General features: G+C 60.8%; 12 protein-coding genes. 4 read left to right on the top strand and 8 right to left on the bottom strand.

Annotated features, from left to right (window positions below; all coding sequences use genetic code 11):
- Genes AC1DSF_RS20040 through AC1DSF_RS20030 form a run of 3 tightly spaced genes read left to right on the top strand, consistent with a single transcriptional unit; the run spans position 1 to position 2,010 of the window.
- Entirely contained in the window at positions 1 to 1,014 is a 1,014-nt protein-coding gene (locus tag AC1DSF_RS20040) for a hypothetical protein (protein WP_478125510.1), read from the top strand.
- Between the two features lie 34 nt (positions 1,015 to 1,048).
- The gene (gene zapD / locus AC1DSF_RS20035; protein WP_478125509.1) at positions 1,049 to 1,804 is read left to right on the top strand and encodes a cell division protein ZapD; all 756 of its coding nucleotides are present in this window, start codon (positions 1,049 to 1,051) and stop codon (positions 1,802 to 1,804) included.
- On the top strand, positions 1,801 to 2,010 hold the full coding sequence (locus tag AC1DSF_RS20030) for a DNA gyrase inhibitor YacG (RefSeq protein WP_478125508.1): 210 nt from the start codon (positions 1,801 to 1,803) through the stop codon (positions 2,008 to 2,010). Before zapD ends, AC1DSF_RS20030 begins: the two co-directional genes overlap by 4 nt.
- A gap of 22 nt (positions 2,011 to 2,032) precedes the next feature.
- Here the strand turns inward: AC1DSF_RS20030 and AC1DSF_RS20025 are convergent, their stop codons facing one another.
- From AC1DSF_RS20025 to secA, 4 genes are read right to left on the bottom strand one after another with little or no spacing between them, the layout of a single operon-like run.
- On the bottom strand, positions 2,033 to 2,461 hold the full coding sequence (locus AC1DSF_RS20025) for an NUDIX domain-containing protein (RefSeq protein WP_478125507.1): 429 nt from the start codon (positions 2,459 to 2,461) through the stop codon (positions 2,033 to 2,035).
- Complete coding sequence (locus AC1DSF_RS20020) at positions 2,461 to 3,330, bottom strand: ATP-binding protein (protein WP_478125506.1); 870 nt, start codon at positions 3,328 to 3,330, stop codon at positions 2,461 to 2,463. Before AC1DSF_RS20020 ends, AC1DSF_RS20025 begins: the two co-directional genes overlap by 1 nt.
- On the bottom strand, positions 3,327 to 4,556 hold the full coding sequence (argJ, locus tag AC1DSF_RS20015; protein ID WP_478125505.1) for a bifunctional glutamate N-acetyltransferase/amino-acid acetyltransferase ArgJ: 1,230 nt from the start codon (positions 4,554 to 4,556) through the stop codon (positions 3,327 to 3,329). The genes AC1DSF_RS20020 and argJ overlap by 4 nt, the downstream gene beginning before the upstream one ends.
- A 22-nt stretch (positions 4,557 to 4,578) precedes the next feature.
- On the bottom strand, positions 4,579 to 7,356 hold the full coding sequence (gene secA, locus AC1DSF_RS20010; RefSeq protein ID WP_478183302.1) for a preprotein translocase subunit SecA: 2,778 nt from the start codon (positions 7,354 to 7,356) through the stop codon (positions 4,579 to 4,581).
- Between the two features lie 176 nt (positions 7,357 to 7,532).
- Here secA and AC1DSF_RS20005 point away from each other — a divergent pair, with 176 nt between their 5' ends.
- Positions 7,533 to 7,838, top strand: coding sequence for a hypothetical protein (locus AC1DSF_RS20005; RefSeq protein WP_478125836.1), 306 nt, complete (start codon positions 7,533 to 7,535; stop codon positions 7,836 to 7,838).
- A 1-nt stretch (position 7,839) separates the two neighbouring features.
- Here AC1DSF_RS20005 and AC1DSF_RS20000 read toward each other — a convergent pair whose 3' ends face one another.
- The 4 genes from AC1DSF_RS20000 to AC1DSF_RS19985 form a co-directional block, all read right to left on the bottom strand.
- Positions 7,840 to 8,484: a PepSY-associated TM helix domain-containing protein gene (locus AC1DSF_RS20000; protein ID WP_478125503.1), complete on the bottom strand. Its 645-nt coding sequence runs from the start codon at positions 8,482 to 8,484 to the stop codon at positions 7,840 to 7,842.
- A gap of 114 nt (positions 8,485 to 8,598) precedes the next feature.
- Positions 8,599 to 9,285 (bottom strand): Fe2+-dependent dioxygenase, encoded by a 687-nt coding sequence (locus tag AC1DSF_RS19995; RefSeq protein WP_478125502.1) that lies wholly within the window; start codon positions 9,283 to 9,285, stop codon positions 8,599 to 8,601.
- 17 nt (positions 9,286 to 9,302) lie between these two features.
- Positions 9,303 to 11,591 (bottom strand): TonB-dependent receptor, encoded by a 2,289-nt coding sequence (locus AC1DSF_RS19990; RefSeq protein ID WP_478125501.1) that lies wholly within the window; start codon positions 11,589 to 11,591, stop codon positions 9,303 to 9,305.
- Between the two features lie 99 nt (positions 11,592 to 11,690).
- Positions 11,691 to 12,140, bottom strand: coding sequence for a winged helix-turn-helix transcriptional regulator (locus AC1DSF_RS19985; RefSeq protein ID WP_478125500.1), 450 nt, complete (start codon positions 12,138 to 12,140; stop codon positions 11,691 to 11,693).
- Between the last annotated feature and the right edge of the window lie 231 nt (positions 12,141 to 12,371).

The following is a 12,371-nucleotide window of genomic DNA, read 5'->3' as shown; positions in this document are numbered from 1 at the left end:
ATGACGCCCGCAAAACTTTGGTTGCAGATCTTCGCGGCGGGCTTCGCCGTTGTGGTCGCAATGCTGCTCATCACGATGGGAACGCCCATCCCTTATGGGGACCTGTCAAGAATTGGACAGGTATCGGACCACGAATTCGGCTGGCAGTTGGAGCCGCCCCATGTCGATCCTCAATATCTTCGAGGGTCGCCCATCACACAGGCCGACATTCTTGTGATCGGCGACAGCTTTTCCATGACCTACCGCTGGCAATCGGTACTCACCAGACAAGGCTACAAGATCTCCACCGTTTACTGGGGCGAACTCGGTGAGTCCCTCTGCGACGACTTCGATGCATGGCTCGACCGCGCCGGCTTCAAGGGCAAAGTCGTGGTGGTCGAGAGCGTCGAACGCCTGCTTCGAGATCGGCTGATCAACACGCAGAAGTGCGCCAAGATGCAAAAACCAATCGAGCCACTGGCCAAGCCGTTTTTCGAATCTCCCGAATACGTTCCTGGTTTCGCACTCAATTCGAAAGCCAAGCTGACCTCCGGCCTCACGACTTACCGGAATACGCGTGCCGCGAAGAAATCCGAAGGCACAACGCTGGCCGGCGAAGCGACCTGGGTGCGGCCCGTGCCTGATGGCTGCTCGATGTTCAGCAACCGCTTTTGCGAGAAGGCCTTGTTCTTCAAGGAAGACGACGACAACGGGGAGCTTACTGTCGAGAATGTTGCACAGATGAGCGCCTTCGACAAAGCCCACCCTTCCCGATCCATCATGTGGATGGTGGTGCCCAACAAGACGACAACCTACGTCATGCCGGATCACTCGAAAGATTTTGTGACGGCCTTCAACCATGCAGGCTTGGGACCGGACCTTTTCACGTTCGCGCAGGAGCAGAAGTCGAAAATCCGTGACTTCTACTTTCCCAACGACACCCACCTGTCGATGCATGGTCAGTTGGCGCTTGGCCAAGTCATGCTGGAGGCAATTCGTAAGATAGTGCCGCAACCGTCGATGAAGCCATCTTGACGCTATCATCGTCTCTGATCGGAAGCCGTCCCGCGTGATCCTTTACGAGTACCCATTCAACGAGCGCATCCGGACCTATTTGCGGCTGGAGCATCTGTTTCGCCGTCTTGGCGAACTCGTGCCTGCCGATTCGGCCCTGCTGCATCACTACGCACTTGTGACGATCTTCGAGATCATGGATGTGGCCGCGCGCGCCGACCTCAAGGCCGATTTGCTGCGAGACCTCGATAAGCACAAGAACGTGTTCAACAGCTATCGGGGAAACCCGGCGATTGCCGAGTCGGTGCTGGATCAGGTGGTCAGCAAGCTCGAGAGCAACTTCACAACCCTCAACAACATGCCTGGCAAGGCCGGCCAGGCGTTGACCGAGAACGAATGGCTCATGAGCATCCGCAGCCGTGCAAGCATTCCCGGCGGCACCTGTGAATTCGACCTCCCGGCCTATTTCGCGTGGCAGAACGGCCGCCCCCCCGAGCGACGCGCCGATCTGGAACGTTGGTCGTCGACGCTGGCGCCTTTGGCGGAATCGATTTATCTGCTGCTGAAACTACTGCGTGACGCGGACGTGCCTTACAAGGTCATGGCGGCGAACGGGCATTTTCAGCAGACTCTGCCGCAAGGCCGTAGCTTTCAGCTGTTGCGCTTGAAGATCGATCCCAAGCTGGGGCTGATTCCTGAAATCAGCGGAAACCGCCTGATGGTGTCTGTGCGGCTCATGCGCAAGGAGACAGACGATCGCTTGCGCCAGAGCACGGACGACACGCCATTCGAGCTGACTCTCTGCGCATGAGCCCCGTCAATTCTTTCGGCGAGCGCATCGTCAAGTGTCCCGCGTGCGGACAAGACAGCGCCTACGCACCAAGCAATCCTTATCGGCCATTCTGCAGCGCCCGCTGCAAGGGAATCGATCTCGGCGCATGGGCAAGTGAAGATTTCAGGATGCCCGCGGAAGCGCCGCCGGACGACGATCCTTTCGGCGACCCGAAGCGGCAATGACGCGCGAGGGCGTCAGCGCTGCTTAAATAACGCTGGGCCGGGTCCGTTCTTCAGCGAGCCACTCCAAGACGGGTAGCGCTCCGGGAAGCACCGGCGCCACATCGAGCGGCAATTGTTGCCAGCACATCGACTGGCCTTCACGCATTTCAAAGTCGCCCGCCCATGCAATGACCTTGCACCAGTGCAATCGAACAAGCGCGTGCGGATAGTCGTGCTCAGTGACTTTCCAAATGGCCGCGGAATCAATGGCGATGCCGAGTTCTTCGTGGAGTTCGCGGCGCAATGCCTGTTCGACCGTCTCACCGGCTTCGATCTTGCCGCCTGGAAACTCCCAGTAGCCTGCGTAGGGCTTCCCCTCGGGTCGCGTAGACAGCAGCAGCGCGCCATCCTCACGGATGAGGATGCCGACGGCAACCTCAGTGTGCTTGCGCGCGGTTGTGCTGGCGGGCATCAGGCGCGCCCCGCGTAATCTCGTGCGAACTGGTAGGCGACGCGTCCACTGCGCGAACCCCTTTCGAGTGCCCACACGAGCGCCTCCGGTCGCGCCGCCTCGATGGCTTTTGCTTCGACGCCAAACGACGAAAGCCACTGCGCGACGATCGTCAGGTATTCGTTCTGGCTGAACGGATAGAAGCTCACCCAGAGACCGAAACGCTCCGAGAGCGAAATCTTCTCTTCGATCACTTCGCCAGGATGCACTTCGCCGTCCTCCGTGTGGGTGTAGCTGAGGTTGTCCTTCATGTACTCCGGGAGCAAATGACGGCGGTTGCTGGTCGCGTAGATCAACACGTTGGGCGTCGCCGCAGCGATGGAGCCGTCCAGAATGGACTTGAGCGCCTTATAGCCCGGCTCCCCCTCGTCGAAGCTCAGGTCATCGCTGAAGATGATGAATCTCTCGGGCCTATTCGAAACGACCTCGATGATGTCCGGCAGGTCGGTCAACTCGGCCTTGTCGACCTCGATCAGGCGCAGACCCTGCGGCGCGTAGGCATGAAGACAGGCGCGGATCAGCGATGATTTCCCGGTGCCGCGGGCACCCGTCAGCAGAACGTTATTGGCCGGCTTGCCTTCGACGAACTGACGGGTATTGCGCTCGATTTTTTCCTTCTGAAGATCGATTTCTTTCAGCGCGTCGAGTGGCATCGTCGCAATATGGCGGACAGGTTCCAGCGTGCCGTGACCAGAACTGCGTCGCCGGTAGCGCCATGCGATGGATGCGTTCCAGTCGGCGGGCGCAGCCAACGGTTGCGGCAGGATCGACTCGATGCGACCCATCAGATGCTCGGCGCGCTCGATCAGGCGTTCGAACTTCTCGTTCATGACCTGTAGTCGGCGTTGATCGAAACGTAGTCGTGGCTGAGGTCGCAGGTCCAGACGGTGTCGGCAGCATCGCCGCGGCCAAGCGCAATGCGCACCAGGATCTCGCTCTGCTTCATCACCCGTTGACCGTCTTCCTCACGATAGGACGGATTGCGACCCCCCTTCACCGCCACGTGCACGTCATCCAGGAAAAGGTCGATGCCTGTCTGGTCCAGGTCGGCAATGCCGGCGTATCCGACCGCCGCCAGGATACGCCCAAGGTTCGGGTCGCTCGCATAGAACGCGGTCTTGACCAATGGCGAATGCGCGACCGCGTAGGCCACCTGCCGGCACTCGGCAGCGTCCTTGCCACCTTCGACACGAATCGTGATGAACTTGGTCGCACCTTCGCCGTCGCGGACGATGGCTTGCGCCAGTAGCCTAGCCACAGTCTGCATGGCCTCCAGCAAGGCGCGCCCCTCCGCGGAGTCGAGCGAGGTGATGGTGCCGTGGGCAGCCTTCTGCGTCGCAATGACCACGAACGAATCGTTGGTCGATGTATCCCCATCGATCGTCACACGATTGAAGGATGCTTCCGCCAGAGCCCTCGCGAGCGGCTGGATCAGCGATGCATCGATCTTCGCGTCAGTCGCCATGAAACCGAGCATCGTGGCCATGTTCGGACGGATCATCCCGGCACCCTTGCTGATGCCGGTGATCGTGACAGTCGCCCCGTCGATCATCACTTGCCGGCTGAAGGCCTTGGGCACCGTATCGGTCGTCATGATGCCTTCTGCGGCGCGCGCCCAGTTGGTCGCCTTCGCATCGGCCAAGGCAGCAGGCAAACCAGCCTCGATGCGGTCGATAGGCAGCGGCTCCATGATCACGCCAGTGGAAAAAGGCAGAATCTGCGCAGGGGCCAGGTTCAATTGCCGCGCAAGCGCAATACAGGTGGCACGCGTACGCATCAGGCCGTCCTCGCCCGTTCCGGCGTTCGCGTTGCCCGTGTTGATGAGCATCGCGCGAATCCCGAAATTTTTCTCGAGGTGATCGCGGCAGACCTGAACCGGCGCGGCGCAAAACCGGTTCTGCGTGAACACGCCGCCCACGGCGGCGCCTTCGTCGATCAGCACGACAGTCAGGTCCTTGCGGTTGGCCTTGCGCACGCCGGCTTCGGCGACGCCAATGCGAACACCTGGCACAGCGTGCAGCGCTGCGGGATCGGGGGCGGAGAGATTCACGGGCATCCAGACGTCCTCCAGATCGATATCAAGAAAGTTTGCCGTGGCAATGCTTGAATTTTTTACCACTGCCGCAGGGGCACGGATCGTTGCGCCCGACGCGCGCAAATGCGGCAGCGCCGGCGCCCAGTCCCATGGCAGCCTGGCGGCGAAGGCTTTCCTCGTCCACGCGCACTTCGACTTCGCCGGTCTCGGTCGGCGCCGTGTAAGTGACGTTCGCGAGGTTCTCACCTCGGCTTTCCATCGCTTCGGCAGCTTGCTCAAGCTGCTCGCTGGACTGGACGCGCACGGTCATGAGTTGACGGGTCACTTCGTTCTTGACGGAGTCGAGCAATTGACCGAAGAGCTCGAAAGCTTCGCGCTTGTATTCTTGCTTCGGCTGCTTCTGCGCGTAGCCGCGAAGGTGAATGCCCTGCCGCAGGTAATCAAGGGAAGCCAGGTGCTCACGCCAGTGTGTATCGATGCTTTGCAACAGAACCATGCGCTCGAACTGCGTGAAGTTCTCCTGCCCGATCAGCTCGACCTTGGCATCGAATGCCTTGTTGGCCTCGGCGACGACCTTTTCGACAACGTCTTCGTCGCCGATGGCCGTGGCGGCCTCGACCTCTTGCCGCAGCGGCAATTCGAGGTGCCAGTCCTCGGAGAGAGTCTTTTCCAGGCCCGCGAGATCCCATTGCTCCTCGACCGACTCGGCGGGCACGTACTGGCGAACGAGATCGTTGAAACAGCCCTCGCGCAGCGCCCCGATTTGCGCGGTGAGGTCACCCGCATCCAGGATGTCATTGCGCTGCTGGTAGATCACCTTGCGTTGGTCGTTCGAGACATCGTCGTATTCGAGCAGCTGCTTGCGGATGTCGAAGTTGCGCGCCTCGACCTTGCGCTGGGCACTCTCGATACTGCGCGTCACGATGCCCGCCTCGATGGCTTCGCCGTCGGGCATCTTGAGGCGATCCATGATCGCCTTCACGCGGTCGCCGGCAAAGATGCGCATCAGCGGATCGTCCAGGCTCAAATAGAAGCGGGACGAGCCAGGGTCGCCCTGCCGGCCCGAGCGGCCGCGCAGCTGGTTGTCGATGCGGCGAGATTCATGCCGTTCGGTGGCGATGATCCGCAAGCCGCCGAGCGACTTCACAAATTCGTGATCCTTCTCCCACTGGGCACGAAGCCGGGCGACCTCGGCAGCCTTGGCGCTGGCGTCGAGTTCTTCATTGGCTTCGACCGCTTCGATGGCTTTCTCGACATTTCCGCCCAGAACAATGTCGGTACCACGGCCCGCCATGTTGGTTGCAATGGTGATCATCTTGGTGCGGCCGGCCTGCGCGACGATGTCCGCTTCGCGTGCGTGTTGCTTCGCGTTGAGAACCTGGTGTGGCAGGTCGGCTTTCTCGAGCAAGCCTGCGATGATTTCGGAGTTTTCGATCGACGACGTGCCGACCAGCACGGGTTGGCCACGCTCATAGCACTCGCGAATGTCCTGGATGGCAGCTTCGTATTTTTCGCGCGTGGTCTTGTACACGCGGTCCAGCTGGTCATCGCGCTTGCTCGGGCGATTCGGCGGGATGATCATGGTCTCGAGACCATAGATTTCCTGGAATTCGTACGCTTCGGTGTCGGCCGTGCCGGTCATGCCGGCGAGCTTTGCGTAGAGGCGGAAATAGTTCTGAAAGGTGATCGAGGCGAGCGTCTGGTTCTCGGCCTGGATCTCGACGCCTTCCTTGGCTTCAACCGCCTGGTGCAAGCCGTCGCTCCAGCGCCGCCCAGTCATCAAACGGCCGGTGAACTCGTCGACGATGATCACTTCGCCTTGTTGCACGACGTAGTGCTGGTCGCGGTGATATAGATGCCGCGCGCGCAACGCTGCATTCAAGTGATGCATCAGCGTGATGTTGGCGGGGTCGTAGAGAGAGGCGCCTTCAGGAAGCAGCTTGAACTCGGCAAGAATCTTCTCTGCCTTTTCGTGGCCGTCTTCGGTCATGAACACCTGGTGAGTTTTTTCATCGACCGTGAAGTCTCCAGGCTTGGTAACGCCTTCGCCGGTGCGAGGATCAGCCTCGCCTTCCTGGCGAACCAGGAGCGGCACGACCTTGTTGATCGCAAGGTACAGGTCCGTGTGGTCTTCGGCCTGGCCGCTGATGATGAGCGGGGTCCGGGCTTCGTCGATAAGGATCGAGTCAACCTCGTCGACGATTGCGTAGTTCAAGCCGCGCTGAACCCGATCGCCGGGCTCGTACACCATGTTGTCGCGCAGGTAGTCGAAGCCGTACTCGTTGTTCGTGCCGTAGGTGATGTCGCTGCCGTAGGCCTGCTGCTTTTCTTCGCGCGGCATTTGCGGCAGGTTGATACCGACGGAAAGGCCGAGGTAGTTGTAGAGCCGACCCATCCAGGTGGCATCGCGGCTGGCGAGGTAGTCGTTCACCGTGACCACATGGACGCCCTTGCCGGTGAGCGCATTCAGGTAGACCGGAAGGGTCGCCGTCAGCGTCTTACCTTCACCGGTGCGCATCTCCGAGATCTTGCCGTTGTGGAGGGCCATGCCGCCCAGCAACTGGACGTCGAAGTGGCGCATCTTCATGACCCGCTTGGATGCTTCGCGCACCGTCGCAAAAGCCTCTGGCAAGAGTTCGTCGAGCGATTCGCCCTTGGCAACGCGATCCTTGAACTCCTGCGTCTTGCCGCGCAGCGCAGCTTCATCGAGCTTCTCGAACGACGGCTCCAGCGAGTTGATGCGTTCGACCGTCTTGCGATACTGCTTCAGAAGCCGGTCATTGCGACTGCCGAAAATTTGGGTCAGGAGGTTGGTGGCCATGAATGGAGATCGAAGGACACTCGCTGGATGCGGGCACTTCGACCGAAATCCCTAAGATAGACGAGAAGGAACTTGGGCGCGCTTTGCTGGAAAGCAAGCCGACCGGCCCGCAGGATTGCCGGCAAACCGCAGATTTTAGCCGCCTTGTCCAAACTCTTGAGTCCAGACCTTTGCCCATGAACCGCCGCTATCACGCCGTCACTTTGCTCCAGGCGACCGAGGAGTCGCCAACCCTGGCGAGCCTGACCGCCCGAGCGCGCGACGCGAACGAACGGCTCGCTGCCATCCAGGACCTGATCCCTGCCGAACTGCGCCCCACCATCAAGGCAGGGCCGGCGGAGGCAGATGTATGGTGCATGTTGGTCAGCGGCAGCGCCGCAGCGGCCAAGCTCCGTCACTTGGCGCCACTTTTCCTGTCGCGACTGAAGGCCAGGGGTTGGGACGTCGCCACCCTCCGCATCAAGGTCCAGACAGGCCGCTGAGTCAGAGCTGCGCCAAAACCAACCCGAGTGTGAGCACGACCGATGTGCCAAAAATGGTCAGGCCGACGCGCCGACGGCGATGGGTCAGCATCCACAGCGCCACGCCAGACACCGACAGGAAGATCAGACTCCCCGCCAGCGTGTCCACCAGCAGAATCCATGCGACCGGCATGCCGACCCCCTTGTGCAGATTTGCGAGCGTGGCGACAAACCCGTTGCTGGTGGTCGTGACACCCACCGAGCGATTGCCGCGCCAGTATTCCGCCTGAACAATGGCATCGGGACCGCCATAGTTGAAGACCCAGCGTTCCGGCTGCATCAAGGCTGGTTCACGAGGCGCGTCTTCGGGCGCGGAGGCGCTGGCGTGCTTGCCTTTCTCCGCCCAGCCGACCGGTTTCGAAGGTTCCACGCGCATGGAGTTCGGCGGGCCACTCTGCCCCAGCGCCGTCTGAAGCCAGGTGGCCATCTCCTTGGCGTTGGCCGGCGCCGGGTCGGGCAATGACAATTGCGCGTTAAGGCGCTGCTGGGCCATCGGCAATTTGAGCACCGCACGGTGGTTCAGCCATACGCCGGCCGTGCCGAAAATCAACCCGAGAATCGCGCCCCACAGGCCGATCCAACCGTGAGTCTTGCGAATCCATTGCACGAGCGCAGTGCGGCGTTGCCGGCTTCGAAGGCGCTCGTCAAGCGGCGTGGACGACATGAATGCAGTCCCACCGGGGCCGGCTGAAAAATCGTGAGCGGTGTTCATGTGGACGACCTACGTGTCGCTCCATTTGCGAAGAAGGTTGTGATACGTCCCGACCAGCGTCCGCCGCGCGGATTCGTCTGCGCCGGTCTGATTCAGTCGCTGGATAGCGTTGTCGAGGTCAAAAAGAAGCGCCCGGTCTCCCGCGTCACGGATGAGGCTCTGCACCCAGAAAAAGCAAGCGAGACGTACGCCCCTTGTGACGGGAGTCACCTGGTGCAGGCTGGTCGCCGGATAGATGACCATATCACCGGCGTCCAGCTTCACGTTCTGCATTCCATGGGTGTCTTCCATCTGCAGGTCACCGCCGTCGTAGCTATCGGTCGGCGAGAGGAACAACGTGGCGGAAAGATCGGTGCGCAGCTTGCGCCCGTTGTGAGGATGTATGCGCACTCCGCCATCCACGTGCAGGCCAAACGTCATACCGGCACTGTAGCGGTTGAACATCGGCGGATACAGCACGTTGGGCAGCGCCGCGCTGATGAAGAGCGGATTGCGTTCGAGTGCACCGACCACGATGGCCTGGCAGTCCCTGGCCACCTGTGACCGTTCGTCGATCTGCTGGTTGAACTTCACCTCCGCGCCCTGGTGCCCCGCTGTGACTCGGCCATCCACCCATGCGTCACCTGCAGCATCCAGACGCGCGCGAACAGCTTTGAGTGACTCGGGATCGAGAACCTGGGGAATACAGAGCAGCATGGCGGTGAGGATTGACGTCAGAACCGGTAGTTCACGGACAGCATGGCGGTGCGCGCCATGCCGGGGACGGCCCGGCCGCCGTCGGACGGGATCAAGGCGTCGTAATAGTGCTTGTCAAAAAGATTGAACAGGTTGAGCCGTACATCGTAGTGAGGCTGGTGATAGGCCAACATTGCGTCGATTCGCGTGTAGCTCCCTACCGCGACGAGGTTGGTGTTGGAGGCATAACGGCTCCCGACGTAAGTGGCGCCGCCGCCAAATTCCCACTGAGGGGTGACGGTATAGACGGCCCAAATGCTGGCGGCGTTGCGGGGCGTATTTGCCGGCACGTTGCCTTGGGTCGCGGGGGCGATGCCGTCGACGATCGTGCCGTCGAGAAAGGTATAGGCGCCGAACACCTGAAAGGCGTCGGTGATCCGCCCTGCAATGCCGGCGCGGGCGCCATTGACACGCACGGTGCCGGTCGCGGAGTAGGTGCCGTCGGAGTTCTGCGCTCTCGCGTTGTCTTGCGTGATGCTGAAGGCCGCAGCGGTCATCGACAGCGCGCCGCCATTGGCATCCCACTTGCCGCCCAGTTCGTATGCCTTGTTTTCCTGTGGAGGCAAGGGCTGGGTGGCCCCGGTCGTCGCCACCAGTTGCTCGAGCGAAGGATTGAACGAGGTGCTGTAGGAGACGTAATAGGACTGCTCGGTAGTCGGTTGCCAGATGCCTCCGGCGCGGACGCTGGTGTAGTTGACCGTCTGCCTTTCGTAGGCGAGGGTTGTCGCGCTCGTCACCGTGTTGTTGATGCTGGCCCGATAGTTGTCCTGGCGCACGCCGCCAACGAGCTTGAACTGAGGACTGAGGTCGACCGTGTCGTTGACATACCCCGCAACCGTGTCGGCAGCTGCCGTCGCAAGATTGCCAGGAAGCCCCGGCGCATTGAGAGGCGAATCGGACGGGATGGGATTCAGAAGCGGTGTGCAAGACACATAGCCGCTTGTTCCGCCCACCGGATTCATCGGAATGCCGGCGCAGGTGCCGTTGCGGTAGTAGCCTTGGTTCCTGTACGTATCGTGCCCGAGTTCCAGCCCCACCAGCAGTGCGTGCTTGAGCGTGCCCGTCTCGAATTTCGTGTTGTATTCGGTCAGGTTGAACAGCGAAGTGTCGCGGATGTCCCGGTCATGACTCTGTTGACGAACCCACATCTGACCGAGGGGCAAGGTGCTGGTTGCCGCGGCGGGGAAAGCTGTGGTCCCCGTCGAAAACGGCGTATAGCCCCTGACGCTCACGGTTCCGATGCCCTGCGGCGCGGTCTCCGTCGCGTTGGTCGTGACTTGGTTGTACTGCGTCTGGTTGCGAATCGAACTGGTCGATGTCAGCTTGTGGAGGATCGTTGCATTGAATGCGCCGATATCCGAAACGGTGCGATCGTCGTTGAATCCATAAGCATTGTTCCGATCGACCTGCGCCGGCGCGCCGTTCAGCGGGGGAATCCCGTAGTCGGCCATGTCGCGGTTGTGCTGAAGTAACGCAGACAAGGTGATCTGAGTGGGCGTGTTGATGCCGAACTTCAACGACGGGGCAACGCCGACGTCCTGAATTCTCGTTTGGTCGCGATTCGACGCATCACCTTCCTGCCCCATTGCGGAGATGCGAAATGCCGACGTCTCCGACAGCGGCCGATTCACATCGACAGTCGTCCGCACAAGACCGTTGCTCGTGACTGAAAGCTCCGCGTTCCCCGCGGGTGTCAGAGACGGCTTCTTGCTGACCTGGTTGATCACGCCACCCGTCGAACCGCGACCGAACAACATGGACGAAGGTCCCATCAGCACCTCGATGCTGTCCAGCGCAAACGTATCGCGGTAGTACTGGCCACGGTCGCGTGCACCGTCCAAGAAAATGTCCGTTCGAGCCGAAAAGCCGTTGAGATTGATGTTGGTGCCGATTTGCCCACCTTCAGCAGCACCAATGGTCAGGCCCGGGACGTTGCGCAGAGCACTCGCCAGCGAGGTGGCACCCTGCGATTGCATCAGCGGCTGATTGATGATGGTGACCGACTGCGGCACATCGTGCGGATCCGCAGGCAACCGGCTGATCGACAGCGGATTGGGGCCGAAGCTTCCGTTGTCGGCAGTGTCCTGAACCTGCACTTCGCGCAATGTCGCCGGAACCGAAGTGCTCGCCGGAGATGATGGCGCGCCGGCCGGCTGTTCGGATGTCGCAGGTGGCGACTGTTGCCCGGTGGCCGGAAGGGAGGCCATGGCAATCACGGTCAATGCGATGGGCGTACGCAACGTACGAGGGCACTCCGAGCGACTCATGGAACTCCTGAAGGAAAGCTTGCAGGGCCCAAATCGTCAACGGGACTGCCTTGCAGTCGGCGATTCTAAATACGAATCAATCTTTCTATCTTTTTCTATCTACGCGCCAGGTCCTCGCTCGACTGCGACATCCCTGGCTCGCAAAGCCTCATTGCATTCGGAGCAGACCGTCACGGGATCGAACAGGTGTCCGCATCCGGAGTGACGATGGAGCAGCGGCCTTCCGGCCTCTCCTGACATGTGGACATCGCCCCAATGCACCACTGCCATCAATACCGGATGGAGGTCCATGCCCTTGGGCGTCAACCGGTACTCATAGCGCACAGGAGAGTCCTGATAGGCCACCTTCTTGAAGACCCCCGCATCGACCAGTTTGGTCAGACGATCAGCGAGCATGGGGCGCGAGATGCCCAGTCGCTCCTGAAAGTCCTCGAATCGGCGCACACCGAGAAACGCGTCGCGCAGCACAAGCATCGTCCACCGGTCTCCGATCACTGACACGGTCCGTGCGACCGAGCAATGCTCTTGTTGCAGATCTGTCCATTTCATGGCGCAACTCTACGCTTGACGAGTTCATTTTTCAAACTTATGGTGCGGTCAGTTCTAAAAATAAACGCAAGGGACGTCGCGATGATGAGAACACTCAGTGCACTCGCCGAACAGCTCGCCTCGCTGCCCGCACGCATGTCTCACGTGCTCCGCCCTTGGGCGCGGCAAAAGCCGGTCGCGCCCGCACTGATCGAGGCCGCACACCAAGGAGTTGATCATCCGATCCGGCTT

The organism is Variovorax sp. 01N429 (assembly GCF_056399425.1).
The sequence above is the reverse complement of the archived record's forward strand: the minus strand, read 5'-3'. Positions and strand labels throughout refer to the sequence as shown.

Coding starts and splice junctions, on each gene's coding strand:
- AC1DSF_RS20025 (WP_478125507.1), bottom strand. CDS start 2,461: ATGCCCGCCAGCACAACCGCGCGCAAGCACACTGAGGTTGCCGTCGGC.
- AC1DSF_RS19995 (WP_478125502.1), bottom strand. CDS start 9,285: ATGCTGCTCTGTATTCCCCAGGTTCTCGATCCCGAGTCACTCAAAGCT.
- argJ (WP_478125505.1), bottom strand. CDS start 4,556: ATGCCCGTGAATCTCTCCGCCCCCGATCCCGCAGCGCTGCACGCTGTG.
- AC1DSF_RS19985 (WP_478125500.1), bottom strand. CDS start 12,140: ATGAAATGGACAGATCTGCAACAAGAGCATTGCTCGGTCGCACGGACC.
- AC1DSF_RS20005 (WP_478125836.1), top strand. CDS start 7,533: ATGAACCGCCGCTATCACGCCGTCACTTTGCTCCAGGCGACCGAGGAG.
- AC1DSF_RS20030 (WP_478125508.1), top strand. CDS start 1,801: ATGAGCCCCGTCAATTCTTTCGGCGAGCGCATCGTCAAGTGTCCCGCG.
- AC1DSF_RS20020 (WP_478125506.1), bottom strand. CDS start 3,330: ATGAACGAGAAGTTCGAACGCCTGATCGAGCGCGCCGAGCATCTGATG.
- secA (WP_478183302.1), bottom strand. CDS start 7,356: ATGGCCACCAACCTCCTGACCCAAATTTTCGGCAGTCGCAATGACCGG.
- AC1DSF_RS19990 (WP_478125501.1), bottom strand. CDS start 11,591: ATGAGTCGCTCGGAGTGCCCTCGTACGTTGCGTACGCCCATCGCATTG.
- AC1DSF_RS20040 (WP_478125510.1), top strand. CDS start 1: ATGACGCCCGCAAAACTTTGGTTGCAGATCTTCGCGGCGGGCTTCGCC.